Source organism: Rhizobium sp. 21-4511-3d (genome assembly GCF_053522545.1).
Genome location: NZ_JBNWCF010000005.1, coordinates 1 through 26,131, shown reverse-complemented (window position 1 = coordinate 26,131; position 26,131 = coordinate 1). Strand labels below are relative to the sequence as shown.

Annotated in this window: 18 protein-coding genes and 1 tRNA gene; 17 read left to right on the top strand and 2 right to left on the bottom strand. The window is 61.4% G+C overall.

Annotated features, from left to right (window positions below):
• From ACQZ5H_RS12745 to ACQZ5H_RS12725, 5 genes are all read left to right on the top strand, one after another.
• Positions 1–1,131, top strand: coding sequence for a TDT family transporter (locus tag ACQZ5H_RS12745; RefSeq protein ID WP_449097933.1), 1,131 nt, complete (start codon positions 1–3; stop codon positions 1,129–1,131).
• A gap of 77 nt (positions 1,132–1,208) precedes the next feature.
• Positions 1,209–2,309 (top strand): mechanosensitive ion channel family protein, encoded by a 1,101-nt coding sequence (locus ACQZ5H_RS12740; RefSeq protein ID WP_449097932.1) that lies wholly within the window; start codon positions 1,209–1,211, stop codon positions 2,307–2,309.
• Between the two features lie 166 nt (positions 2,310–2,475).
• On the top strand, positions 2,476–3,675 hold the full coding sequence (mnmA, locus tag ACQZ5H_RS12735; RefSeq protein ID WP_413710185.1) for a tRNA 2-thiouridine(34) synthase MnmA: 1,200 nt from the start codon (positions 2,476–2,478) through the stop codon (positions 3,673–3,675).
• A 129-nt stretch (positions 3,676–3,804) separates the two neighbouring features.
• Positions 3,805–3,881 (top strand) — tRNA-Met (locus tag ACQZ5H_RS12730).
• 29 nt (positions 3,882–3,910) lie between these two features.
• A complete protein-coding gene (locus tag ACQZ5H_RS12725; RefSeq protein WP_449097931.1) occupies positions 3,911–5,155 on the top strand; it encodes a glycosyltransferase family 8 protein in 1,245 nt (414 codons plus the stop codon).
• 44 nt (positions 5,156–5,199) lie between these two features.
• Here ACQZ5H_RS12725 and ACQZ5H_RS12720 read toward each other — a convergent pair whose 3' ends face one another.
• On the bottom strand, positions 5,200–6,768 hold the full coding sequence (locus tag ACQZ5H_RS12720) for a putative bifunctional diguanylate cyclase/phosphodiesterase (RefSeq protein WP_449097930.1): 1,569 nt from the start codon (positions 6,766–6,768) through the stop codon (positions 5,200–5,202).
• Between the two features lie 353 nt (positions 6,769–7,121).
• Between ACQZ5H_RS12720 and ACQZ5H_RS12715 the strand changes: the two genes are divergently transcribed.
• The 10 genes from ACQZ5H_RS12715 to ACQZ5H_RS12670 all read left to right on the top strand — a co-directional run bounded on the left by ACQZ5H_RS12715 (position 7,122) and on the right by ACQZ5H_RS12670 (position 23,922).
• Positions 7,122–8,300 carry a polysaccharide biosynthesis/export family protein gene (locus tag ACQZ5H_RS12715; RefSeq protein WP_449098099.1) on the top strand — a complete coding sequence of 393 codons (1,179 nt, stop codon included), beginning with the start codon at positions 7,122–7,124 and terminating at the stop codon, positions 8,298–8,300.
• Between the two features lie 232 nt (positions 8,301–8,532).
• Positions 8,533–15,951, top strand: coding sequence for a type I polyketide synthase (locus tag ACQZ5H_RS12710; protein ID WP_449097929.1), 7,419 nt, complete (start codon positions 8,533–8,535; stop codon positions 15,949–15,951).
• Between the two features lies 1 nt (position 15,952).
• Positions 15,953–17,374, top strand: coding sequence for an aminotransferase class I/II-fold pyridoxal phosphate-dependent enzyme (locus tag ACQZ5H_RS12705; RefSeq protein ID WP_449097928.1), 1,422 nt, complete (start codon positions 15,953–15,955; stop codon positions 17,372–17,374).
• Between the two features lie 13 nt (positions 17,375–17,387).
• A complete protein-coding gene (locus ACQZ5H_RS12700) occupies positions 17,388–18,233 on the top strand; it encodes an SDR family oxidoreductase (RefSeq protein ID WP_449097927.1) in 846 nt (281 codons plus the stop codon).
• Positions 18,234–18,256: 23 nt separating this feature from the next.
• Positions 18,257–19,840 carry an LTA synthase family protein gene (locus ACQZ5H_RS12695; protein ID WP_449097926.1) on the top strand — a complete coding sequence of 528 codons (1,584 nt, stop codon included), beginning with the start codon at positions 18,257–18,259 and terminating at the stop codon, positions 19,838–19,840.
• A complete protein-coding gene (locus tag ACQZ5H_RS12690) occupies positions 19,837–21,135 on the top strand; it encodes a capsule biosynthesis protein (RefSeq protein ID WP_449097925.1) in 1,299 nt (432 codons plus the stop codon). Before ACQZ5H_RS12695 ends, ACQZ5H_RS12690 begins: the two co-directional genes overlap by 4 nt.
• Positions 21,136–21,216: 81 nt before the next feature.
• A complete protein-coding gene (locus tag ACQZ5H_RS12685; protein WP_112718888.1) occupies positions 21,217–21,465 on the top strand; it encodes a DUF6894 family protein in 249 nt (82 codons plus the stop codon).
• A 63-nt stretch (positions 21,466–21,528) separates the two neighbouring features.
• Positions 21,529–21,873, top strand: coding sequence for a hypothetical protein (locus ACQZ5H_RS12680; RefSeq protein ID WP_449097924.1), 345 nt, complete (start codon positions 21,529–21,531; stop codon positions 21,871–21,873).
• A 112-nt stretch (positions 21,874–21,985) separates the two neighbouring features.
• Positions 21,986–23,482: a sensor histidine kinase gene (locus ACQZ5H_RS12675; protein ID WP_246777443.1), complete on the top strand. Its 1,497-nt coding sequence runs from the start codon at positions 21,986–21,988 to the stop codon at positions 23,480–23,482.
• Positions 23,479–23,922, top strand: coding sequence for a response regulator (locus ACQZ5H_RS12670; RefSeq protein WP_449097923.1), 444 nt, complete (start codon positions 23,479–23,481; stop codon positions 23,920–23,922). The genes ACQZ5H_RS12675 and ACQZ5H_RS12670 overlap by 4 nt, the downstream gene beginning before the upstream one ends.
• Before the next feature lie 266 nt (positions 23,923–24,188).
• On the opposite strand, the gene ACQZ5H_RS12665 is transcribed toward ACQZ5H_RS12670, so the two are convergent.
• Positions 24,189–24,746: a histidine phosphatase family protein gene (locus tag ACQZ5H_RS12665; protein WP_449097922.1), complete on the bottom strand. Its 558-nt coding sequence runs from the start codon at positions 24,744–24,746 to the stop codon at positions 24,189–24,191.
• Positions 24,747–24,950: 204 nt separating this feature from the next.
• On the opposite strand from ACQZ5H_RS12665, the gene ACQZ5H_RS12660 reads away from it, so the two are divergent.
• Together ACQZ5H_RS12660 and ACQZ5H_RS12655 are read left to right on the top strand one after the other, a co-directional pair.
• Entirely contained in the window at positions 24,951–25,160 is a 210-nt protein-coding gene (locus ACQZ5H_RS12660) for a CbtB domain-containing protein (protein WP_112718892.1), read from the top strand.
• A gap of 12 nt (positions 25,161–25,172) precedes the next feature.
• Positions 25,173–25,910 (top strand): CbtA family protein, encoded by a 738-nt coding sequence (locus tag ACQZ5H_RS12655; RefSeq protein ID WP_449097921.1) that lies wholly within the window; start codon positions 25,173–25,175, stop codon positions 25,908–25,910.
• The last annotated feature ends 221 nt before the right edge of the window (positions 25,911–26,131 follow it).

Below are 26,131 nucleotides of genomic sequence, written 5' to 3'. Positions count from 1 at the left end.
ATGACCATTCTCATGAAAATCGAAACCGACGGTATCTCCAGCGAAGGCCTGCGGATCATCCGCCATTTCACCCCCAACTGGTTTGCGGCGACGATGGGCACCGGGATCCTTGGTGTCTGTCTGGCGCAGTTTCCGTCAGTCCCCGCGCTCTACGGCGTCGGCGAGGTGCTGTGGTTCCTGAACATCCTGCTCTTTGCGGCGCTGACCGCGATCTATGCCGCGAAATGGGTTCTCTACCCCGCGGATGCCCGGCGCGTCCTCAATCATCCGGTTCTGTCGATGTTCTTCGGCTGTATTCCCATGGGGCTTGCCACCATCATCAACGGCTTCGTGATCTTCGGCGTGCCGCTGATGGGCGAGACTGCGATCGAGATCGCGCAAGCGCTCTGGTGGCTCGATGCGGTGCTGGCTGTTGTGGCAGGCCTCTCGATCCCCTTTGCGATGTTCACGCGCCAGCAGCACGCGATCCATGAGATGACCGGCGTCTGGCTGTTGCCGGTCGTTGCCTCGGAGGTCACCGCAGGCAGCGGCGCGCTGCTGATCCCGCATCTTGCGGGAGATGGCGCGCAGTTCACCATGCTGTTCACCAGCTATGTGCTCTGGGCATGCTCGGTGCCGCTGGCGCTTGGTATCCTCGTCATCCTCTTCCTGCGCATGGCGCTGCACAAGCTGCCGCCGGCCAGCATGGGTGCAACAGGGTTTCTCGCTCTGGGCCCGATCGGCACCGGCGCCTTCGGCCTCGCACTCTTTGCCGCCAATAGCGGCGGCGTGCTGGCGGCAAGAGGGCTTGGCGACCTGGCCTCCGCCATGGCCGGTGCAAGCCTGCTCGGCGCCGTGCTTCTCTGGGGCTACGGGCTGTGGTGGCTGGCGATCGCCATTGCCACGACGGCAAGCCATGCCCGCGGCGGCCAACTGCCTTTCAATCTCGGCTGGTGGGCCTTTACCTTCCCGATCGGGGTCTATGCGGTCGCTACCCTGCGCCTTGGCCAGCTTCTCGCATTTCCGCTGCTGACCTGGCTTGGCGCAGCGCTGGTTGCAGCACTTGCGATGATCTGGATCGTCGTCAGCCTGAAGACGCTGTCGGGCGCTCTGAAGGGCTTCCTCTTCGCCGATCCCTGCCTCGACAATTGAATGGCCGGACGGAGCCGGAGCAGTCTTTTTGATCTCCGGCTCTTTTCTATGCTGCGCTGCACCCTAGCTCCCGGGGCATGACCGACCTTGTGAACGAAATTCGCGCCCAAGGCTTCTGGCTTCCGGACTGGCTGGCAAGCATCGTCATCTTTGCCGTCGTCGTGGCGCTGGCGCTCTTCATCCACCGGCTCGCCTTCCGCCTGCTGACACGCATCGTTGCCGGGCGGGATCTCTTCTGGCGCTCCATGGTTTCACGGCTGGAGCGTGTGGCGCGGCTGGCGATCCTGACGGCGGCGCTGTCCTTCGCCGCCACCGTCTCGCCGCTGACGGAATACCAGGCCTCGACGCTGCGCCACATCCTGCTGATCGCCTTCATCATTCTCGTTGCGGCAATGGCGCGGACCGCCAAGCATATCTGGATGACCGTCTATCTCCGGCGCTTCAAGCTGGATGCCGAGGACAATCTCCTTGCCCGCAAGCACGTGACGCAGTCGCGCATCATCGAGCGGATCGCCGATCTCCTGATCGTCATGGTGGCGATCGCCTCCTGCCTGATGACCTTCGATGCCGTCAAGCAGTATGGCGTCAGCCTGCTGGCGTCGGCCGGTGTCGCCGGTATCGTCGTTGGTCTGGCGCTGCAGCCGGTGCTGAAGAACCTGTTTGCCGGCATCCAGCTGGCCATCACCCAGCCGATCCGCATTGACGATGCGCTGCTCGTCGAGGGCGAGTGGGGCAATGTCGAGGAGATCACTTCCACCTATGTCGTCGTGAAGATCTGGGACTGGCGGCGGCTGATCCTGCCGCTCAGCTACTTCATCGAGAACCCCTTCCAGAACTGGACCCGCGAAAGCGCCTCGCTGATCGGCAATGTCATGCTTTATCTCGATTACAGCGTGCCGGTGCCCGTCATCCGCAGGAAGGTGGAGGAGATCCTGGCCGCCTCGAAACTCTGGGACAAGCGGGTGGTCAATGTCGCCGTCACCGATTTCAAGGAGAGCGTGATGGAAATCCGCATCCTCGCGTCGGCTTCCAATTCCGGCCGCACCTTCGACCTGCGCTGCGAAATCCGCGAAAAGCTGATCGATTTCATCCAGCAGGACTATCCGCATGCGCTGCCGCAGGTGAGGGCGGTGATGGATGGCGGCAACGGTGTGCCGCGCAGGCAGGCAGCGGAGTGAGGCCGTTCTACGCGCCCCTTGCGTGACGGGGCGTTCCTTTCTATATCCAGCGCCAATGAAAGACCGGCGGCCGACCCCGCCGGCGGCAGCACAATCCGCGGCATTTGCAGGGCAAGGCACGGATCGCTACAATCGTATTTCCTGAGCGCAGAGTTGGCAGTACCTCGTGAACACACTGGATTTTGACAAGAAGCCCGAAGACACCCGTGTCGTCGTCGCCATGTCCGGCGGCGTGGACAGTTCCGTCGTGGCCGGGATTTTGAAACACCAGGGCTACGATGTGCTCGGCATCACCCTGCAGCTCTACGATCACGGTGCCGCCGTCCACCGCGCCGGTTCCTGCTGCGCCGGCCAGGATATCGACGACGCGCGCCGCGTCTGCGAGACGCTCGGCATTCCGCATTATGTGCTCGATTACGAAAAGCGCTTCCGCGACACGGTCATCAATCCGTTCATGGAAAGCTATGTCGCCGGCGAGACGCCGATCCCCTGCGTCTCCTGCAACCAGACGGTCAAGTTCGCCGATCTGCTCGAGACCGCCAAGGAACTCGGCGCCGATGCGCTGGCGACCGGCCACTATATCCGCTCGCGGCCCAATCCGGCGCCCGGCAATCCCGGCCGCCGCGCGCTTTACCGCCCGGCCGATGCCGATCGTGACCAGAGCTACTTCCTGTTTGCGACGACGCAGGAGCAGATCGACTATCTGCGCTTCCCGCTCGGCGGCCTGCCGAAGGCCGAAACCCGCAAGCTCGCCGAAGAGATGGGCCTCGTCGTTGCCAAGAAGGCCGACAGCCAGGACATCTGTTTCGTGCCGCAGGGCAAGTATTCCGATGTCATCAACAAGCTGAAGCCGAATGCGGCGCTGGCCGGCGAGATCGTCCATCTCGACGGTCGCGTGCTCGGCCAGCATGACGGCATCCTGCATTACACGATCGGCCAGCGCCGCGGCATTGGCGTCGCCACCGGCGAGCCGCTCTATGTGGTCTATCTCGACGCCCGCTCGCGCCGCGTCATTGTCGGCCCCAAGGAAGCGCTGGAAACGCACCGCGTCTATCTGCGCGACGTCAACTGGCTGGGCGATGAGGAGCTTCTCCAGGCGGCCTCCGGCGAAGGCTTTGCCTGTTATGCCAAGGTGCGTTCCACCCGCGTGCCGGAGCCCGCCGTTCTGCGTGCCGACGCCTCGGGCATCTATGTCGATCTGACCGTCGGCGAAGCCGGCATCGCGCCCGGCCAGGCCTGCGCGCTCTATTCCGCGCCCGGCGACGACGCCCGCGTTTTCGGCGGCGGCTTCATCGAGCGCTCCGAACGCGAGCCCGCCGCCGAGGCCTCGCTGAAGGCACTTCTGAGCCAGCCGGTGGCTGCATAAAATTCTTGGGAAAGGCGATGCTGCGGTGCAGCCTTTTTCTCTTTCATGTGCTTGACACAAAGCCGAGACGCTCTTAATAACCCGCTCACCGACGGGCCGAGCGCTTTGCGAATGGCTTGTTCGAGTTGTGGCTGGGTAGCTCAGTTGGTGAGAGCGCAGGATTCATAACCCTGAGGTCGGCGGTTCAATTCCGCCCCCCGCTACCAATCTTCTCCAATCAAAGACGCTATCGGAATTGACCGCCGGCACCGGCCGGTTTTGCTATTTGTGCTTTCGCGCAAAGCCTCCGGCCACCGCGCCAAGCGCAATGCCGACGGCGATGCCGATTGCGGTATCTTCGAAGATCAAGGGGCCGACAGCTGCGCCTAGCGCAGTGCCGATTGCTATTCCGAGCGCCATGCCAGTCGAGATAGGCCCGAGCGCGAGCGGTTCAACCCGCCGCCGACAGCGTCTGCATCCGCTCGTCGATAAACGCCGCTGCTTGATCTGCCATGCCCTGAACTCGGGAATTGACATCTCTACGCTCTCTTTGGTAGCGGCCTCGCTGGAATATTTTCAATTTAGAAGCGTCCTGATGATTCTCGCATGCTGTATAGATAGAAATTATGTTGAACTCGCCGGTGTCATGCTACGATCGGTTCATCAGTTCGGAAATGTCGGTGCTGTTCAGTTCTGGATACTTGCCGATGGTCTTACAGAGGCTGACAAAGCCAATATTGCTGCGGCCGCGGATCGAGAAGTAACCTTTGTCGACATGACGAAGGAAATGGCGGGTCGAATTGAGAATCTCAAAACGACGTCATATTGGAGCCGGTCCATCTACGGCCGTCTGCTCATGCCCGAGATTGTCGATGAAACCTGCGAACGTATCGTCTATCTGGACGCCGACGTTATCGTAAAAGGCGACATCTCGCATCTTTTCGAGACCGACCTCCAAGATAATCTCGTGGCAGCGTGCTGCACGGTTGGTGGCGCGAAGCTGAATCGTCGTTTGGGACGGAATGACGATGAGCTTTATTTTAACTCCGGCGTTCTGGTCCTTGATGTAAAGAAGTGGCGAAATGAAGGGCTTACGCGAAAAGCGATCGAGCTACTGCATATCAACAACTATACATTCATGGATCAGGATGTCCTGAACGTCCTGTCGACGGGCCGGGTGTTGTCACTTGAGTGGATTTGGAACGCCCAGAGAGGGAACGACTTCGCTGACGCGGTGATCGTGCACTTCATTCACGTGAAACCTGATAGTGTCGAGTGCCAGCATCCAGAAAAGGACTTCTATCTCAATTTGCGCGCTCAAACGCCGTGGGGAAGACGGCGCCTTCGCACAAAGACTGACAGGAGACTTCGCAAGCTCGGGCATTCGCTCAAGTATCGCCTTCGATATATGCGCCAACTCTTTTCCATCAGTGTTGATGAAATGCTTCGCAGGCTCACGGCTATGGGGGGCAAATACCGAAAGCCTCGTTTCGACAGTTGAAAATTTGGCTTGGCTAAGGGAAAGATGGTGGCTCCCAGGGAGCCTCAACCCGCCGCCGACAGCGTCTGCATCCGCTCTTCGATAAACGCCGCAGCCTGATCCGCCGGCATCGCCTTGCCGAAGAGGTAGCCCTGGCCAATGTCGCAGCCGAGGCGGGTCAGGTAGCCGAGCTGGCTGTGTTCCTCGATGCCTTCTGCGGTCGTCTTGATATTCAGGCTGTGGCCGAGGCCGAGCATGGCGCGGACGATCTTTTCCTGGCGTTCGTCTTCCTGGTAGGTGGCGACGAAGCTCTTGTCGATCTTGATCTTGTCGAAGCGATAGCGGGCAAGCTGGGCGAGGCTGGAATAGCCGGTGCCGAAATCGTCCAGCGCGATCTGGACGCCTGCCGCATGCAGTTCGTCGAGGATGACGGCGGCGATCGCCGGGTCCTGGATGAGGGCATTCTCGGTGATCTCGATCTCGAGCCTTTCCGGCGGCAGGCCGGAGGCGGCGAGCACTTTCAGGATGCGCGAGGCGAGCAGCCGGTCTTCCATCTGCACCGGAGAGATATTGAAGGAGAGGACGATATGGGCGTGCCAGCCGAGCGCGTCGCGGCAGGCCTGCGACAGCAGGTTCTCGAAGAGCTCGGTAATCATCCCGGTTTCCTCGGCAATGCCGATGAAGACGGGGGGAGGGATGTTGACGCCGGTATCGTCGCTCCAGCGGGCCAGCGCCTCGAAGCCACAGATATCGCCGGTCTTCAGATCGATCAGTGGCTGATAGAAGGGACGGATGGCCTTCTGCTGGATGGCGGTGCGCAGCTTCGTCTCCAGAGAGGCGCGTTCGGCGACCTTGTCCTGCATCGATGCCTCGAAGGCGAGCGCATGGTTCGGGCCGCGTGACTTCGCCTCATACATCGCCAGATCGGCGCGGTGGGCGGCGTTCTCAAGCGGTTCGCTGCCTTCGGTCCAGCGCTCGTAGCCGACGCTGGCGCCGACTTCGACGGCAAGGCCTTCGATGCTGATCGGTCTTGTGACGGCCTGGATCAGCACGCGGGCGAAATGCTTCTCGCGCTCTTCGGTCATGCCGGCGCCGATGATGACGAATTCGTCACCGCCGAAGCGGTAGACGCAATCGGCATTGCCAAGCGAACAGATGCGTCGCGCCACCTCGATCAGCAGGATATCGCCGCCCTTGTGGCCGACGAGATCGTTGACCTTCTTGAAGCCGTCGAGATCGACCGAGAAGACGGTGACGTTGCGGGCCGCCGCGTTATGCTCCTCGTCCGAAGCGTCCGGGCGGGCGAGCTTCTTGCGCTCGAAGGCATAGCGGTTCGGCAGTTTGGTCAGGTGATCGTGGGTGGCGGTCCAGTCGGCCTTGAACTGCGCGGCGGCGCGCAGCTCCATCTCGCGGCGAAGATCGGCAATGCGCAGGATCGAATAGATGAAGCTCATGGCGCCGGCGATGACGAAGGCAAGCACAAGCTTTTCGGCGCCGTAATCATCGAACATCTGCACAAAGGCCGAGAGGCCATCGCCGAATTCCAACAGGATTCCGAGGAGCCAGAGGACGCCCCCGAGCATCATGACCGATAGACACTGCCGTCCGGCACGGCTGCGAAAGAACCCCGGCATTCACATTTCCTCACCCCTGATAAGACATAGCAATATCATCGAAGTCTGAAATGTTCGTTGAAAACGGGTAGTGATTGTTTGCTGCAATCTCCGTACGGTTTCGCACGCTCTGCGGGTTTTAAAGCGCCTTTAACTCAATTTGTAGATATTTTCCGGCGAGCTTGTGTGTGTCTATCCAAGCAATTACTGGTTTATGGCACAGATAACGCAGCTGTGATTTTTTTGGGATCTGATTGCACGGTCAGCTTGTTGTAGGGCGCTCATTGTGCTTTGCAGGATTCCAAAAGGAATCTTGCAATGGCTTGGCGGCGGCAACTCAAAAGAGAGTTTTCGCGGCGAATGAGGGGAAGCAATTGGTTCGATCGAGTGCTGTATTGATCTGCCTGGCCTTGGCCGGGTGTCAGGCTGTGCCTGCCCAGGGTCCCCTTGCCGATACCATCAACAAGGATGCCGGCCGTTCTGCTGCCGAGGTCGGCCGCCGGAACGCCGCAGTTTTCGATATCGTCGATGTGGACAGCCGCTCGGCGACGCTCGTTTCCAACTATGTTGCGACTGCACTCAACCGCCGCTTCGGCATTGGTGGCGGCGTCGGCCGCGTGGTCATCGGTATTGGCGATCATCTGAAGGTGTCGATCTTCGAAGCCGGCAGCGACGGCCTCTTTTCGACAACCGAATCGAAGCAGACCAATCTCGATATCGTCGTCCAGCCGGACGGCATGGCTGCCATCCCCTATGCGGGATCCGTGAAGTTTGCCGGCAAGACGCTGGAGGAAGCGCGCAAGGCGATCCTCGCATCGCTGGCGAACAAGGCTGTCGAGCCTGACGTTATCGTCACCAGCGTGAGCACCGCCTCGCGAAACGTTACTGTCTCTGGCGCCGTCGGTAAGCCGTCTCAGGTGCCGCTGAGCCTCGTCAGCGAAAAGATCACAGAAGTGCTGGCGAAAGCCGGTGGATCAAGGGCTCAGCCCTATGAAGCCTATGTCACGCTGGTGCGCGGCAAGAAGACGGGCACCGCGCTGCTCCAGTCGATCATCGAGAACCCGTCGGAAGACATTTACGTCCAGCCGGGCGACCAGATCTTCGTATCGCAGGATCCGCGAACCTTCACCATTCTCGGATCCGCAAATCTCAACGCGCGCATCAATTTCGGTGCGAATGACCTGAATTTGCTGGAGGCGGTTGCACTCGGCCGCGGTGGTAACGATCTGGCTACCGATGCGAAGGGCTATTTCGTATTCCGCTACGAAGAGCCTGATGTCGTCATGAGTCTGCTGGGCAGCCAACGGTTCCATGATCTGCTGGCCAAGGGTATGGCACCGGATAGCGTCGGCCGTTATCCGATCGTTTATCGCTTCGATATGAGCCATCCGGACAGCCTGATTGTTGGCCAGACATTCCCAGTGAAAAACCGGGACGTCGTCTATATTTCGCGCCATCCGTCCGTCGATATACGCATGTTCCTAGGTATCGTTGGGCAGCCTGTTGCCATTGCTGCGCAGAGTGCGTCGATTTATAACAATTTCAATGAATAGGAATGGATCTTTAGTCGAGGCTGTTCTTCGTTAAATCTTGCTGAGGCCGGACGATGTTTCGGTCTTATCTTCGTTCTCTTTTGGTTGGTTGTCCTGCCCCGTCAAAATTCAGGGGAACACAACCAGAGATGCGATTTTTGAGATGACAAGGGGCATCTTTTGTGATGTCTGCTTGTGTGGCATTTACGCACGCCCCCTGCCGACTGCTGTTACACAACGACACCGGGTGCCTATGACTACTGAAATTATCGGACGCGCAAGTATTGCTCCCGGGGCCTCTTCGATAGAGGCGCTGCGGCAAGTTCTCGAGGATGGAAAGTGCACCGTCAGCGAGATCCCGGCCGAGAGGTGGGAGCTTGGGCGCTTCTGGCATCCGACGCAGGGTCTCCCGGGCAAGACATACTCATTCGCGGCCGGCGTGCTCGACGATATCTATCATTTTGATCCAGCCGTTTTCGGGCTCTCGCAGCGCGAGGCTACTCAGATGGATCCGCAGCAGCGCATCCTGCTCGATCTGGTCTGGCGGGCGCTTGAGGATGCCAACCTTCCGGCGTCAACCTTGGCGGGCGAGCAGGTCGGTGTCTATATCGGCGCGTCCAGCCTTGATAACGGCAACCTGGCGGTCGAAGATCCTGCTGCGGGCAGCCCCTATTTCATGACAGGCAACACGCTGTCGATCGTTTCGAACCGCATCTCGCATATTTTCGGGCTTCGCGGTCCGAGTATGACTATCGATACCGCATGCTCATCTTCGCTGGTGGCGCTCGATCAGGCGATGCGGGCGCTCGATCGCGGTGATATCGACACGGCGATCGTCGGCGGCGTCAATCTGCTTGCTCATCCGCTGTCCTTCGTCGGCTTTGCGCAGGCGCGTATGCTGTCGCCCGAAGGGCTCTGTCGCGCTTATGATACCAATGGCCACGGCTATGTCCGCGCCGAGGGCGGCGTTGTCCTAGTGCTGCGGCGTACCGACAAGGCGCTGCGCGAAAAGGACCGGAGCTATGCGCGTCTGCATGCCGCTGGTGTCAATTCGTCCGGCCGCACGAACGGCATTTCGCTGCCGTCGCGCGATGCGCAGGCCGCGTTGCTGCGTTCCATCTATGAAGGCGGCAATATTGACGTGAATCGCATCGCCTTCATCGAGGGCCATGGAACCGGCACGCGTGTTGGCGATCCGGCAGAAGTCTGGGCGATCGGCAGTGTTATCGGCAAGAACCGCCGCGCGCCTGTTCCAATCGGCTCGATCAAGTCTAATATCGGTCATACAGAGCCGGCATCCGGCCTCTTCGGCCTTGTCAAGGCGGTGCTCGCGCTGGAAGGCAACTTCCTGCCGGCGACACTCCACATTGAGCGGACGAATGAAGATATCGACTTTGAATCGCTGAATGTCAGGGTCAACACGTCGGGCATCGAACTGATGCCGGCGAGAACGCCGCGTTTTGCCGGTGTCAACTCGTTCGGTTTCGGTGGAACGAACGCTCACGTCGTCATCAGCGATCCCGATCCGGTCGCTCCTCCGGAGCCGCAGGCCAGGGGTGACAACGTCATCTTCATGGCGAGCGCGCACACCGAGACGGCACTGCAGACGCTCCTTGAGGATTATCGCGAGCGCCTGCAAAGTGCCGATACCAAGGAGACGCGCCAGATTATCGCGTCCGCATCCGCAAATCGCGAGCCAATGCGCCATCGCTTTGCCGTGAAAGCGAAGGATGGCGAGGCCGTCTTTGCTGCCCTGGAAGCCTATCTCGACGGCGAGCAGACGTCCGGCGAACGCGGTGAAGTGCCCGGCCAGACGGTCAAGGTCGCTTTCGTCTTCTCTGGAAACGGATCTCAGTGGCCCGGAATGGGGGTAGATGCCTATCGCCACAACGCTCATTTCCGCCAGTGTTTCCAGTCGTTCAGCGCCCTGTTCGAATATTATATCAGCGAAAAGCTCACGGATCTGTTGTTTGCCGAGGACCTGCCTCAGCGCCTTGCAGATACGAAGATCGCGCAGCCGCTGCTGTTTGCGGTGCAGGCAGCGCTCTCCGATTGCCTGTTTTCTCAGGGCGTCAAGCCTGCTGCCGTTTTCGGCCACTCCGTCGGCGAGATCGCGGCCGCTTATGCGGCAAAGGCGCTGACGGCTGCCGAGGCTGTGGCGATCGTCGCCAAGCGCTCTCAGCACCAGGATCTGCTGGCCGGTGAAGGCAAGATGGCCGCCGTCGTGCTCAGCGCCGAGGCAGCTGCGGCTTTTGCCAAGGCCAACCATCTCGACAATATTTGCATCGCCGCGATCAACGCAGCGAATTCAGTCACGATATCCGGCCCGTCCGAGGAGGTGCTTGCGTTCCGCGACGCTGCGCGCAAGGCGCAGATCGTCGCCCACGTACTCGATATCAATTACCCGTTTCATCACCCGATCATCGATCGTGCGAAAGACGCCTTCCTTGATGACTTGCCGGATATCGAACCGGATCAGGGCAACGGCACGTTTTTCTCTACGGTTACCGGCCGGCGCGAAGACGGCGCGGTGCTGGATGCTGGCTATTGGTGGCGCAACGTGCGCGATCCCGTCTTGTTCAAGGATGCCTGCGAGGCGGCGATGGATGCCGGCTGCAACCTGTTCATCGAGATTTCACCGCGGCCTATCCTGTCGAATTACGTGGCGGATGTTGCAAAGGGCATCTCCTACAAGGCGGCCGTCATCCCAACACTCCTGCGCGAGAGCGGCACCGGCCGCGATCCGGTCTCGCAGTCGTTTGCGCGGGCGTTTGCCCATGGTGTGTCGCCGCTGAAGTCGCGGAGTGCCGGTGCGCGCAACGCCTTTGTCCGATTGCCGTCTCTGCCGTTTGAAAATACCGAGCTGCGTCCGCAGACGACAACGGATGAGATCGATGTTTTCGGCCGGGACCAGAAGGTTCCCTATACCCTGCTCGGCTGGCGCACGGATCCAAACGGTTCGAGCTGGAAGAACCATCTCGATGCCCATCTGGTGCCTGATCTGGCCGAACATGTCGTTGACTCGAAGGCGATCATGCCGGGAAGCGGTTTCATCGAAATCGCGGTCACTGCGGCCCAGCAATATTATGGGGTTGATGCCGTAGAGCTGGGCAATCTTGAAATCGTGCGCCCGCTCGAACTGCGCACAGATCGCATCGCCGAGCTTTCGACGGTGCTTTCGCCGGAGACCGGCAATATCGAGATCCGCTCCCGCGAACGGTTGAGCAATGACGACTGGACGGTCCATGCGGTCGCCAGGGCTCGCAAGACCATTGAAGCGCAGGCCGAAGAGCCCGCGGCGCGGGTTGCCGGTGAAGTCACGACGGTCCTGAGTGCGGCCAAAACCTACGAGACAGCAGAGCGGTTCGGCCTGCAATATGGCCCGCGCTTCCAGCTACTGTCGAAGGCCGTGGCTTTCGGGCACGGAACGATCGAGGTCGATCTCAAGAAGGCGACCCCGGCTGCGCATCGCTACATGCGCTACGGACTCAATCCGATGTCTGTCGATGCGGCGTTCCACGGTCTGGTGGCGCTGTTCGATCAGCTTTCCGGCGACCAGGCAGGTGCACCTTACATTCCCGTTCGGTTCGGAACGGTACGGGTGACGCGCTCCGAGCAGCCGATCGTCAAGGCGATCATCTCGATCGAGCGCTTCAGCCAGAACTCGATCAAGGTGCATTTCCGGATGTTCGATGCCGCAGGCCTGCAGGTCGCGGCGTTCGACGACTGCCGTTTCCGCAGGACCTATCTGCGCCGCCACCACACGCTGGATTCGGTCGCGTTCCACTACGAAAGCGTTCCGTCCTCCTTGTTCGCGTATGAGGCTGGTGTACGCGGGCTCGCGGAGTTTGCGGCGGCAGGCGCGGGCGAGCTCAACAACGCGACGCTGCTGCTGGATGCCGCAGTCTATCGTGCATGTCACGAGATCGCCTTGTCGATTGCCGGGAGTGGTGGCTCCATCGCCAAGATGCCCGGCGATGCGGCGTTCCGCTCGTTCCTGACGAGCTGCCTGTTCAGCCTCGAAGATGCCGGGCTTGCTTCGTCGGAAGACGGACAATGGCGCGTGGTGCCGGAGTTAACATTGCCGCCGGTCGCGGAAGTGCTGCGGGAGCTCTACGGCGAAGATTCTGGCCGTATTGCCGAGGCGGTGCTGATTAACAATACACATCGCGATGCCCTGGAGCGGGTTGCGGTTCTGAAAGCCGGTGGCGATGCGCTCGGGTTTGCGTCATCGAGCGATGCGACGCTCGATCATATTCTCGTTCATGCGCCTTTGAGCGTGCGCCGGCAGGCTGCTTCCGAACAGATGGTGACGCAGCTTCTGCCGGATGGCGCCGCCCGCTACATCCTGGAGGCCGGTTCGCTTTCGGCCGCCTTCAGCCGCAAGCTTGCGCAGCTCGCTGCACAGAGAGGCGCGTCGCTGATCATCGCCGAGCCGCGCGAAAACACCCGCCGCGCCCTGCAGATCGCGTTCGAGGCCGATGCCAATGTACTGATCGCCGATCCAGAACGGCTCGCGGATCATCCGGCCGCCGATCTCATCGTTTGCGCTGGCGATGAAAGCCAGCAGTTCCTGATGGGCAACGAAGCCATGCAGGCGCTTGTGCGGCGTGCGGCCTCTCATGGCGCATCGCTGGTTTTCGCCGATCGCGCGCCGTCCGCCTTCAACGATTTCGTCTTCGGCCTCGCCGAAGACTGGTTCGCCGGCAGCCAGTCGCCGGAATTCCCGATCGGCAGGCTTTCCACGGTCAATCAGATCGAGGAAACAATCCGCTCGCTCGGCTTCTCGCAGGTCGCGGCGGAGGAGACGGGCTATCCCGAGGGGCGCCTGATTTCGCTTCTGGCGCAATCGAAAGCTGTTGCGAAGACGCCTGCTCAGGGGAACGCGAGCGCAGCGCCGGTGCTGGTCTTCGGCGATGCCGAGAGACGGATATCTCTGGACGGCATGGCGACGCTTCCTGTGCCGGGCGGTGCGTCCGATCTCGTCTATGCGGACGCCCTGGCGGCGTTCGAAGGGCACACGGTTCGCGCAATCTATTTTGCTGCTCGCGCGGCAGGCGAAACGGCGTCCAGCGCCTCGCAGCAACGTCTCGAAACGTTCCGCGTCTTTGCCGAAGCGCTGGCCGCGCGGGTTGCGGGTTCGGTCCGCGTCCAGCTGATCGTCGTGGCGCCCGGTGGATCGCCGTTGACGGATGAAGGGGCCGATGCGGCCAATGCCGGTCTCTGGACCTTCGCGCGTGTCCTGCAGAACGAGTATGAATTCCTCGATGTGCACCTGATCGATGCCGAGACGGATGACGCCCGGCTTTCGGGCGTTTTGGCCTCTCTGTTGACGTTGGCCACGGAAAACCGGGAATGGCTGCTCGACCGCGCAAGCGGCGAGGTGCGTGAACTGCGTGCGGCGACGGGTCCGGCGGCTTCGGTTGCCCGGAATACCGCTGATTATGCCACGGCGACGATCCGTCAGCACTCCGCTGGCCGCCTGGATAGCGTGGCATGGGAGGCGTGCGACGTTCCTGTTGCCGCTGCCGGTGAGATCGTTGTTTCTGTCGAGGCGACCGGTCTCAATTTCCGGGACGTCATGTGGGCGATGGGCGTTCTGCCCGAAGAGGCGCTCGAGGACGGCTTTGCCGGTGCGACCATCGGCATGGAATTCGCCGGCCGTGTGGTGGCATTGGGCGCCGGCGTCAGCGGGCTCTCGGTGGGTGACAAGGTTATGGGCATCGGCCCGGCGGCGTTCTCGACACATGTCCGCGTCCGCCAGGACGGCGTGACCAGATTGCCGGAGCGCATGAACACCGTGGCGGCCGCCACGGTTCCCGTCGCGTTCCTGACCGCCTATTACGCCATGGTGGAGCTTGGCCGCATCCAGCCCGGTGAGACTATTCTCATTCACGGCGCTGCCGGCGGTGTCGGTCTCGCAGCGGTTCAGATCGCCAAACTGAAGGGCGCGAAGATCATCGCAACGGCGGGCACGGTCGAGAAGCGGCGTTTCCTGGAAACGCTCGGCGCCGATCATGTCTTCGACTCGCGCTCGCTCGATTTCGTATCGGCGATCCGCGATGTCACGGATGGTGCGGGCGTGGACCTCGTCCTGAACTCGCTGTTCTCCGAAGCGATGGAACGCAGTCTCGAGTTGGTGAAGCCCTTCGGGCGCTTCCTCGAACTCGGCAAGCGCGATTACTATTCCGACCGCAAGATCGGCCTGCGCCCCTTCCGGCGCAACATCAGCTATTTCGGCATCGATGCCGACCAGCTGCTGGTGAATGTGCCGGAGCTGACGAAACGCATCTTCACAGAGATCGGCGAATTGTTCTCCGCGGGCAAGCTTGTTCCGATCCCTTATCGGGCCTTTGCCTATGACGAAATCGGCAATGCCTTCCGCCTGATGCAGAATGCCGGGCATATCGGCAAGATCGTCGTCCAGCCCCCTGTTATCGGCACCGACAGCGTTCTCTTGCCACCCGGAAAACCGGTCGCATTCGATGCGGATGGTGTCTATCTCGTGGCCGGCGGTATCGGTGGCTTCGGCCTTGCGACGGCAGCCTGGCTTGTCTCGAAGGGGGCGAGAAAGATCGCGCTCTGCACCCGCAAGGGCATCGCTGACGACGAGACCCGCAAGGCGATCGGCGACTGGGCGAAAAAGGGTGTGACGGCAAGCGTCCATGCCTGCGACATTACCGATGAGGACGCGGTTTGTGCCTTGCTCGGCGAGTTGCGCGCCAAGGGCCCGTTGAAGGGCGTGGTTCACGCGGCGATGGTCCTCGACGATGCGCTGCTGTCGAACCTGTCTGCGGAACGCAACCGTCCGGTGGTCGACGTAAAGGTCCGTGGCGCGGAGATCCTGAGCCGCTTGACCGCAGCTGACGATCTCGATCTCTTCCTGCTCTTCTCATCGGCAACGACCATGCTCGGCAATCCGGGCCAGGCGAATTACGTCATCGCCAACGGCTATCTCGAAGGTCTGGCCCGCGAGCGCCGCCTTGCCGGCCGCAAGGGCCTGGCTATCGGCTTCGGCGCGATCGCGGACAAGGGCTATCTGGCGCGCAACGCCGAGGTCAACGACGTGCTCTCGAAGCGCATCGGCAAATCGGCCCTCAAGGCGGGCGACGCGCTGGAGCAGGTCGAGCGCTACATGATGGCCGATCAGGGTAGCATTGCCGAGGCGGCCGTGATGATCGCGGAAGTCGACTGGACGGCAGCCCGAATGCTGCCGATCGCCAGCAAGTCGCTGTTCGAGACGATCATGCGTCAGGCGGGCAGCAACCAGGCCGCAAGCGATAGCGAAACCGTCGATCTCGAAGCGATGATCGCTGGCAAGTCGGCGGACGAGTCCCAGGCGCTTCTGCACAAGCTCGTCGCGGCCGAGATTGCCGCGATCCTGCGCGTGACGGAGGACGGGATTACCCCGGACAAGGTGCTCAAGGATATCGGCCTCGACAGCCTGATGGCGATGGAGCTCGGGATGAGCTTCCAGCAGAAGACGGGCTTCGACATTCCGCTGAGCGGTATAAGCGATGGAACCACGGTCGGAGACGTCGTCGCGCGCCTTCGAGAGCGTGTTGCGAGCCGGGCCGGTGGCGGCGATACCGAAGCCGATGCGGGCGGCGACAAAATTCTCACTCAGCTGATCCAGACACACTCTGGAGCGGCTCAGAGATCAGCAGGCTGACATGACAGAGAGCTCGAACGGCAACGGACAGGATAGCGGCCGCAGGGCGGGTCTGCTGGATCAGATGCGCCATGCCAACGAATCCTCCGGGCGGAACCGCATGGCGCGCATGAACCGGCAACCGGTGCAGGCGATCCGCCAGGCCGTGAAGTTCGACGAGCTTCCTGAATACAAGCGGGTGGTGGCGCAGAAGGTCGGTGCGCAGATGGTCGGCATCGACAATCCGTTCTACCGTTCGCATGACCGTGCGGCCGGCGCGACCACGGTGATGTCCGGCCAGGAATTCGCCAATTTCGCCTCCTACGACTATCTCGCGACCAACACCGATCCGCTGGTCAACCAGCGGGCCAAGGAAGCGATCGACCGGTTCGGTATCTCGGCATCCGCAAGCCGCCTTGTCGCCGGGGAGCGTCCGGTTCATGTGGAACTGGAACAGGCACTTGCGAAGGTCTATGGCGTCGACGCGGCTGTCTGTTTCGTCAGCGGATATCTGACCAATGTCGCGGCGATCAGCTGCCTGATGGGGCCGCAGGATCTCGTCATCCACGACGAGTTCATCCACAACAGCGCGCTTGCCGGCATCAAACAGTCCGGCGCTGCCCGGCGCCTCTTCAAGCATAACGATGTCGCCAGTCTCGAAGCCGTATTGAAGACCTTGTCCTCCGACTTCCGGCGTATCCTCGTCATTGTCGAAGGCGTTTACTCGATGGACGGCGACATTGCCGATCTGCCGGCTTTTGTCGAGCTTCGGTCGCGCTACGGTTTCTGGCTGATGGTCGATGAGGCGCATTCGCTCGGCGTTCTCGGCGCGAGCGGCCGCGGATCCTTCGAACATTACGGCATCGATCCGCGCGAGATCGATATCTGGATGGGCACGCTCTCGAAAACGACTTCGAGCTGTGGCGGTTATATTGCCGGCAGCCAGGCGCTGATCGACGTGCTGAAGGCGGATGCGGGCGGTTTCGTCTATAGCGTAGGGCTGGCGCCGGTTCTGGCGGCGGCTGCGCTGACCGGCCTCGAAATCCTCGAACGGGAGCCGCAGCGCACGGCCAATCTCAGAAAGAACGGCAGCCTGTTCCTGCAGCTCGCCAAGGACGCTGGGCTCGATACGGGTCTGGCGACCGGGTACTCGGTCGTACCTGTCATCGTCGGGGATTCGGCGCGCGCGGTGCAGCTTTCGAACGAGCTTCTGGAAGATGGCGTCAACGCGCTGCCGATCATCCACCCGGCGGTTCCCGAAGGCTTGGCCCGGCTACGCTTCTTCATCACCTGCAATCATAGCGAGGCGCAGATTGCGCATGCGGTGCAGGCAACGGCGAAGCGCCTGAATGCTCTTGAGGAGCGCAACTTCGGGCTGGGTTCGATCGACATGGAAAAGATGATGCAACTGCTGCCGGATATTCAAACGGCGGGAAAGTCTTAGGCGGGGCGATGCAATGCATGTCATCGTAACCGGAGGTTCCAGCGGTATCGGCCTGGCAGTCGCCAGGGCCTATGCCTTGCAAGGTGCTGCGGTTTCGCTTGTCGCGCGGGATGACGGGCGCCTCGAGGCGGCGCGAAAAGATCTCGGTGAAAATGTCTTTTCGGTATCGGCGGATACCACGGCGAATGTGGCACTCAGCAGCGCCATCGCCGCATGCGAAGCCGCCAATGGCCCTTGCGATGTGCTCGTGGCGTCTGCTGGAATTGTCGATCCTGCCGCTTTCGAGACGCTGCCGCCTGACCTTTTCGATCGCCAGATCTCCATCAATCTGCTGGGAACCGTCAACGCCGTACGTGCGGTCTATAGTGGCATGAAGAGCCGCGGGCGCGGGACGATCATGATCGTTTCGTCCGGCGCGGCGCTGATCGGCATCCATGGCTATGCGGCCTATTGCGCCTCGAAGTCCGCTCTCGATGGTTTTGTCGAAGCTCTGCAGATGGAAGCGCTCGGCAGCGGTGTGAGGGTCTCCATCTGCTACCCGCCGGATACTTTGACACCCCAATATCAGCAGGAACTCCCCGCGCGGCCGTGGCAGGCCGAATTGCTGATGGGAAAGGTGAAGCCCTGGTCCGCCGATGCGGTTGCGCTGCGGATCGTCACGGCGATCGGGCGGCGGCAGGCGCGCGTCTATTTCACGCCGTCGCTTGCGGCACTCGCGCTCTTCGGCCCCGTCATAAAGCCCGCGTTGCGGCTCTGGTATCGATGGCGATTGCGCCAAAAGGAGCGAATGCGGCCGATTGCATTCGAGACGCGGCACGAGCCACGCCCGGCGCCCCGGGCCGATACGAACAGTACTTAGTCTGACTGCGACGGCATAATAGAATGCATATTCATGACGCCCCCATCCTGCTGACCATCTTGTGTTTCAGTCTTGTCTGCATCGCGGTCTATGCCACCGATTGGCTGGCCTTGCCCTTTGCTGTCTACCGCAAGAATGCCGTCCGGCGGCCGATGGCGCGCACGCTTATCGATCTTGCCGCCCGCCTTCCGGTGATTGCGCTCGTCTTCGCCGGCTTCTTTGCCGTGACTTGGCGGCCGATCTATTGCGTTCAGGCGACCATCAGCTTCTTCGTGATCTTCACCGGCATTTCGCGCGCCAAGTTCCAGTTCATCCGCGAGCCGCTGGTCTTCTCGGACATCGCGCTGGTCGTCGATGTCTTCAAATACAAAGAGATCTTCTATGCGACGTCGCTGAACGTCTTCTTCTGGATCTTCTCTTTCCTCTACGTCTTCGGGGTGACGGGCCTCTATTTCTATTTCGAGCCGCATATCCTGCCCGACACCGCGCGGTTCCTCTGGATATTGCTGGGTCTGCTCGTTGCGTTCGGGCCGTGGTTCGCGCTCTTTTATGGTCCGGTCAACGGCCCTGTCTCGCGTCTCACGCAATGGGTTGTCGGCCCGATCGACATCAAGAAGAACACGGTTCGCTTCGGCACCTTCACATCCGTCGTCCTGCATTTCGTCATCTGGCTCGGACGCCGCCGTGAGAAGATCGTCCGCGAGCTTTCGACGCTGATCAAATCGGCCCTGCATGATCTCTGGGATGGCGATGACGACGAGGCGCCGCCGCTGATCGTCATCTGGCAATCGGAATCCTTCATCGATCTCCGGCACTTCGGCGTGAAGGGCCTGAAGCTTCCCAATCTCGACCGGCTGCGCAAGCAATCGGCCCAGTGGGGGCGGATGACGAGCGTCTTCGAAGGCGGATACACGCTGCGGACCGAATTTGCGGTGCTGAGTGGCCTTCAGCCCGAAGACGTCGATATCGACGCCAGCTATCCCTATCTGCGCGCGGGCCACTACGCCGACATCGTCTGGCCGAACAAGCTGAAGAATGCCGGCTGGAAGACACAGTTCGTGCATCCCTACGACCGGACGTTCTTCCTGCGCCACAAGGCGATGCCGCAGCTCGGCTTCGATCATATGATGATGCTCGATGAGTTCGACCACAAGCCGGAGCGCGACGGGCCCTATGTCAGCGATCTGGCGCTGACGAAGAGCGTCATCCGGGAGATCGACAAGGATCCCGACCTTAAGAATTTCGTGTTCGTCGCCTCGATGGCCAATCACGGCCCCTGGGAAGCCGGACGCGTTAAGGACGAGACGGATCCCGTAGCGATCTATACGGAACTCCTGAGGCGCGCCGATCACGCGCTTGGAAATCTCGCCCACTATCTCGATACGCTGGACCGGCCGGTATGGCTGCTGTTCTACGGTGACCACGCGCCGCTGCTGAAGGCGTTTGCCGATCCGTTCCCCGATCCGCGCACGGACTATGTGATCGTGCCGCTCGGCCGCGCACGGGCGCATTCGCAGAGGCCTGTTCCGGCGCAGGAGGAGGCACCCTGGAATCTGCTCGGCACGTTGCTGCGCTATGCGGGCCTCAGCAAGGAGTTGCCGTCTTGACGCTTGAGCGGGCCATTGTTGGCGCAGACCGGCGCGTCTTCCTGTTCCTGCAGGGGCCGTCGTCGAGCCTCTATGTCCGGATGGCCCGCAAGCTGGAAGCGGCGGGTAGCGAATGCCTTCGCGTCAATCTCAATGCCGGCGATGCGATCTTCTGGCGACGGGGCGGCGCCATCAACTATCGCGGTTCGTTCGCTGCCTGGCAGGGCTATGTCGGGCGGCTGATCGCGGAGCGCGGCATCACCGATCTGGTCGTTCACGGTGAAGAGCGCCCCTATCATAAGGTGGCGATCGCTGCCGCGGGGCAGGCGGGCGTCGCGGTCTATGCCGTCGAAATGGGACATCTGCGGCCCGATTGGGTCACCATCGAGCGTGAGGGGTTGTCGTCGAACTCCCGCTTTCCCATCGACCCGGACCATATCCTGACGGCTGGCGAGGGGCTGGGCGAACCGGATTGGCAGAGACGCTACAGCCATAGCTTCCTGTCGGAAGCCGCGGCCGACATGCTGTATTATCTGCCGACCGTGTTCCTGAGCTTCCTCTATCCCCACTACCGGCGGCATGGCTTGTTTCATCCGCTGGCCGAGTATGCGGGGTGGGCGATCCGGCTTGCCAAGTCGCGGTTCACCGCCAGTAAGGCCGTCCGGTCCGTGCACGCCGTTGCCTCCGCCAGCCATCCGTATTTTGTCTATCCGCTCCAATTGCAGACCGACTATCAGCTGCGATCGCACTCGCCGTTTCATAGCCAGCAGGATGCGATCCGGCATATTCTCCGATCCTTCGCAGAACATGCCGCGGCCGATGCCCGGCTGGTGATCAAGGTTCACCCGCTGGACAACGGCTTGATCGACTGGCGCTCCTACGTGGAGCAAATGGCGGTGGCATCGGGTGTTTCGGATCGAACGGTCTTCATCGATGGCGGCAATCTCGATTTGCTCATCCGTGGCTGCAGCGGGCTGGTGACCGTCAATTCCACGGCGGCGCTGAACGCGCTGCAGGCGGGTAGGCCGGTCAAGGTTCTGGGCTCGACCGTCTATGACATCGATGGCCTGACGGATCGCCAGCCGCTCGATGCGTTCTGGAACCGGCCGGTGGCGCCGTCGCCGCTCCTGCTCACCGCCTTCATGCGGCTGCTTGCCGCCTCGATCCAGGTGCGCGGCAATTTCTACAGCCGCGAAGGGGCGGAGGCCGCGGCAGGCGGCCTTGTCCGCAAACTGCTCGACCGCTCGGTCAACGAGCCGGGCGCCTATGTCGATCCGGCTCCGCGTTCGCATCCCGAAAAGATCGCCGTCGCCTGACCTCCCTCCCAAGTTTTTCCGTGTGCATTGAAACCATTAGTGCACTTCCCGCTTTATGCATCAAAAGGCGAGTGGGAACTGATGTCCGCTTTTTATTTCAAGACGCAAGACAATGACGGCACGGCTGCGGCCGATCTGCCGTTTGAATTTCCGGATCTGTTTTCGGCAATCGAGGAGGCCAAGCATGTGCTGGCGGAGATGGCGCTCGATGGGCTGCCGTCGGCGCCGGAGCGGCGGTTGTCGATCGAGGTTCAGAATTCCGAGCGGCTGCCGATCGTCAGCCTGCAGCTGGAACTGAAGATTTCCTATCTGCCGCAGGCGCGCAACTGAGCGGGAACCAAGCGGCGGCAGTCCCGTTTCAAATCATGAAGAGATCAAAACGGAGGAAGGCTGATGCAGGTCGTTGGCACGCAGATCATTGCCGCGAGAGGCGGCAAGGACGGGTTTACCGTGGAATTCGTCAGCGATGACGGCGCCGTCGTTTCGGTACAGATGCGCGGCGAAGAAGGGCTGAACCGGCAGAACGCCGTCATGAAGGCGCAGTCGCTGATGAGCGCGATGGCATCCGTCGACGCGAGCGAAGGCGGCGATATGAGCGTGCATCGCAGCGCGCGTGCTTCCGGTGATCGTGCGGCGCTCGAAGAGCAGCTCGACCAAGGGCTGGAGGACAGCTTTCCGGCCAGCGATCCGGTGTCGGTGACGCGAAGCTCGGTTCCCGGCGAGCCGACTAAGCATTGACGCAAATCCCATTTATAGTCGTGGGATCGTGTGGTTCCCCGCGGTCATTGGGTTGATCGCAGGGATCTTTTCCGTCACTTGTATTTAAGAAAATCCTTTTCAGAGAATCCTCATGTCCTCTTCCAACGCCGTCTTTGTCCGCTCGACGCTTTTCATGCTCGGGCTCGGCGTGCTGCTTCTGGCCGGTATCGTCGGAACGTCGCTCTGGCTGACGAGCGCGAACCGCATCTATTCCGATACGGTTGCCGAGATGCGCCGCATCCGCACCGGTTCGGTCGATCTGCTGACCGCGCTCCAGGATGCCGAAACCGGGCAGCGCGGCTTTCTGCTGACCAATGACGAGAGCTATCTGGCACCCTACTTTCAAGCGGTGAAGAACTTGCCCGAGCGGCGCAAGCGGCTGGCAGACGTGCTGCAGAACTATCCTGACTATGCCGAGCGGCTGCCGGTGCTGGATCAGGCGGTCGACGGCAAGATGGCGGAGATCGACAATACGGTCGCGCTCGCCAAGGCCGGCCGGATGCAGGAAGCGCTGGCGATCGTGCGCAACGATAGCGGCAAGGCGCTGATGGACGACGCCCGCGGCGTTCTCGTCGGCTTCATCAGCCAGACCGATGACCGCCTTCGGGTAATCGTCGGCGAACAGCTCAAAGCGGCAAGCAACCTGCAATGGGTGACGATCGGCGGCGCATTGGCGATTGCCATCGTCGTCGGCGGGGCAATCCTCATTATCGTCCAGCACGTGCGCGACCTGTCGCGGGCGCGCGAGGAGCTGCAATCGCTGAATTTCGGCCTGGAGGAGCGCGTCAACGAGCGCACCGAAGACCTGATGCAGGCCAACCAGGAAATCCAGCGCTTCGCCTATATCGTCACCCACGATCTCAGGGCACCGCTCGTCAACATCATGGGCTTCCTCAGCGAGCTCGAGGCCAGCCTGACGGCGGTCACGGCCTATGTCATGGCTGACGAGAAGAAGCCGAGCGAGGATGAGATCAAGGAAGCGCGCCTCGCAGTCGAGGAAGACCTGCCGGAGGCGATGAGCTTCATCCGCTCGTCGACCCGCAAGATGGATTCGCTGATCAACGCCATCCTGAAGATTTCCCGCGACGGACGCCGCAAGCTGGTGCCGGAGAGGATCGACCTCAAGGCCATGCTCGAGACGGCTGCGGCGAACGTGCATCACCAGGTCGCCGAGGCCGATGGGGAAGTGGAGATGGATATCCGCGTGCCCGGACTGATCACCGACCGCTTCTCGCTGGACCAGATCTTCGGCAACCTTTTCGACAATGCGGTCAAATACCGCTATCTTGGCCGTCCTGTCAGGATCGCCGTGCGGGCCATGCCGGCCGGCAAGGGCCGGATCAGGATTGATGTCGAGGACAATGGCCGCGGCATCGCAGTTGCCGATCGCGAGCGCGTTTTCGAACTCTTCCGCCGCGCCGGCGAACAGGATCAGCCGGGTGAAGGCATCGGCCTCGCATATGTGCGATCGTTAATACGAAATTTGGGAGGTGACATTACTGTCGCTTCGACAGAGGGCACCGGCAGCACCTTCACGCTGCTTCTGCCGTCGGATCTCACCACCATCGTAAAGGGTACAGAGTCATGAAAGCCACAGGCCAGGAAGTCACGATCGTCATGATCGAGGACGACGAGGGGCATGCCCGCCTCATCGAGAAGAACGTGCGCCGGGCCGGCGTCAACAACGAGATCGTGCCCTTCACCAACGGCAAGAGCGCGCTCGACTTCATCCTCGGCCCCGACCGCAGCGGCACCGTCAGCAAGGACCGCTATCTGCTGATGCTGCTCGATCTCAATCTGCCGGATACGTCGGGCATCGATATTCTCGAGCAGATCAAGAGCAACGAATACACCAAGCGCATGCCTGTCGTCATCCTGACGACGACCGACGACGAGCGCGAGATCCAGCGTTGCTACGATCTCGGCGCCAATGTCTACATCACCAAGCCCGTCGACTATGATGGTTTCGCCCATGCGATCCGCCAGCTCGGCCTGTTCTTCGCGGTGATCCAGATTCCGCAGCAATAACGAGAAAAGGCGAGCAGTCATCCTGCTCGCCCTTCGTTCAGCGCATCAGCAGCGGAATGCCGATGACGATAGCTATGAGAACAATAGCGGTTGCGACCTTCAGAAGGCGCACACGCCGCGTCCGCTCCCCACTCCAATCATACGTCATGGTTGGTCTCCACGGGGCATGCACTTAGAGCCCGGCATGCCGGGTTCAATAGGTATGGCGCAACTTGCTTGCGTAAGGCTTATCTAAATTATGCGGTGAAAACAGACGCTTGCTGCAATCAGCGGCTGAAGCGCAGCGCCCATCGACGGCCGTCGAAACTCATCCGCAGCAGGGCAAGCGGCTCGATATCCGCCAGCCAGAAAGAGCTCGGCGGGGCCTTCATCACATGCAGGATCGCTGCCCGGATGACGGTGGCATTGGCGATGGCGACGATATGGCCGTCGAATGTCTGCTGCTCTTCCATCCAGCCGGCAATGCGGGCCTGAAGTCTCGACAGGCTCTCGCCGCCATGCGGGGCTGCGTCCGGATCGGTCATCCACTGGATCAGAGCATCCGGCTCCTTGGCCTGCAGGTCGGCAAGCGGGCGGCCCTTCCAGCGGCCGTAATCCATGTCGGCGAGCTTTGGATCGGCTGCGGCCGTCAGGTTCAGGATTTCGGCGGTCTGCAGCGCGGCGAGCGCCGGGCTGCTTTTGACGTGACCGGCACGCTGAAGCCTCTCCGCGAGAGCCGCGGTATCGGTGGCGGCGCTCTGTTCGAGCGGCTCGTTCAGCGGAAAGCGGCCTTCGCGGTTGGCGATTGTCGGGCCGTGGCAGATCCAGGTCAGCCGGGTATGCACAGGAGAGCCTCCGGGCTGCCTCTTCGGCAGATGAAGTTTCGTTGACAGTTCGAAGCCTAGAGATATAACGGTCACGTTGCGGGTTTGGAAGCCGGTGTAAATCCGGCGCGGTCGCGCCACTGTGACCAGGATGCGAAAGCGAACTGGAAGTCAGACCTTGCCGCAACATCCTTTCGACTGAACGCGTCATTCCAGGAGGAATACATGTCTGACATCACTTTCAAGCCTATCGCAGCACCGCAGCCGATTCCGGTTGGCGAGATCCTGCCCTGGGCGATCTTCGGCGGCCTGCTGATGATCATCGCCATCTATTTCGTCGGCACGGAAGAGGGCGCCATGGCGCTGTTCTCCGGCGGCTACGTTCACGAATTCGTGCACGACGCCCGCCACCTTCTCGGCTTCCCCTGCCACTAAAGGACGACTGACATGGTTGGAAACCTTCTACTTCGCGGCATGATCGCGGGGGCGATTGCTGGCGTCCTGGTGTTTGTCTTCGCCCATTTCTTCGGTGAGCCGCTCGTCGACCAGGCGATCGCTTTCGAGGAAGCCGCGGCACAGGCAGCCGGCGAAGCCGCAGAGCCCGAGATCGTCAGCCGCGCCACGCAGGCCGGCATCGGTCTCTTCACCGGCGCCATGGCCTATGGCGTCGCCGTCGGCGGTCTCTTCGCACTGACCTTTGCCTTCGTGCATGGCCGGTTCAGCACGCTCAGCGCCCGCGGCACCGCTGCGGTCATCGCTCTTGCCGCTTTCGTCGCCATCATCCTCGTTCCCGGCGTCAAGTATCCGGCCAATCCGCCGGCTGTCGGCAATGGCGATACGATCGGCGTTCGCACCGAGCTGTTCTTCCTGATGATCGTCGTTTCCGTCGCGGCGCTGATTGCGGCAATCGCCTTCGCGCGCAGTCTCGCTCACCGTTTCGGCATCTGGAACGGCGCGATCATCGCCGGCATCGCCTATATCGTCTTCATCGGGCTCGTGCAGTATCTGCTGCCGCCGATCAACGAGGTGCCGGAAAACTATTCGGCGATCGTCCTCTGGCGCTTCCGCATCACCTCGCTCGGCGTGCATGTCGTGCTGTGGTCAGTGCTGGCTGTGGTCTTCGGAATGCTGGCCGAGAAGCGGCTGGCCTCGCAGGGTGCTGTCGGGCGTCCGGCGTTTCGGTGAGGTTGGGTGAGGGGAGAGCCCCTCGGGATATGGGGAAGACGCCACGCCTGTGGCCCCCTCATCCGACCCTTCGGGCCACCTTCTCCCCGCTGGGGAGAAGGGAAAGTCGAGGACGCCTCCTAGCGCCTACATCCCCTTGTAACTTCCCTTTATCCGCTATCGAGGCTGTAATGCCTATCGCGGTGGCGAGCGAGAGACCGAGGCCCCTCTGGGACACCAAG

Excerpts from the sequence above, each read along its gene's own strand:
- ACQZ5H_RS12670 (WP_449097923.1), top strand. The coding sequence starts at position 23,479 with ATGAAAGCCACAGGCCAGGAAGTCACGATCGTCATGATCGAGGACGAC.
- ACQZ5H_RS12675 (WP_246777443.1), top strand. The coding sequence starts at position 21,986 with ATGTCCTCTTCCAACGCCGTCTTTGTCCGCTCGACGCTTTTCATGCTC.
- ACQZ5H_RS12695 (WP_449097926.1), top strand. The coding sequence starts at position 18,257 with ATGCATATTCATGACGCCCCCATCCTGCTGACCATCTTGTGTTTCAGT.
- ACQZ5H_RS12655 (WP_449097921.1), top strand. The coding sequence starts at position 25,173 with ATGGTTGGAAACCTTCTACTTCGCGGCATGATCGCGGGGGCGATTGCT.
- ACQZ5H_RS12685 (WP_112718888.1), top strand. The coding sequence starts at position 21,217 with ATGTCCGCTTTTTATTTCAAGACGCAAGACAATGACGGCACGGCTGCG.
- ACQZ5H_RS12710 (WP_449097929.1), top strand. The coding sequence starts at position 8,533 with ATGACTACTGAAATTATCGGACGCGCAAGTATTGCTCCCGGGGCCTCT.
- ACQZ5H_RS12705 (WP_449097928.1), top strand. The coding sequence starts at position 15,953 with ATGACAGAGAGCTCGAACGGCAACGGACAGGATAGCGGCCGCAGGGCG.
- ACQZ5H_RS12680 (WP_449097924.1), top strand. The coding sequence starts at position 21,529 with ATGCAGGTCGTTGGCACGCAGATCATTGCCGCGAGAGGCGGCAAGGAC.
- ACQZ5H_RS12740 (WP_449097932.1), top strand. The coding sequence starts at position 1,209 with ATGACCGACCTTGTGAACGAAATTCGCGCCCAAGGCTTCTGGCTTCCG.
- ACQZ5H_RS12700 (WP_449097927.1), top strand. The coding sequence starts at position 17,388 with ATGCATGTCATCGTAACCGGAGGTTCCAGCGGTATCGGCCTGGCAGTC.
- ACQZ5H_RS12660 (WP_112718892.1), top strand. The coding sequence starts at position 24,951 with ATGTCTGACATCACTTTCAAGCCTATCGCAGCACCGCAGCCGATTCCG.
- ACQZ5H_RS12720 (WP_449097930.1), bottom strand. The coding sequence starts at position 6,768 with ATGCCGGGGTTCTTTCGCAGCCGTGCCGGACGGCAGTGTCTATCGGTC.
- ACQZ5H_RS12745 (WP_449097933.1), top strand. The coding sequence starts at position 1 with ATGACCATTCTCATGAAAATCGAAACCGACGGTATCTCCAGCGAAGGC.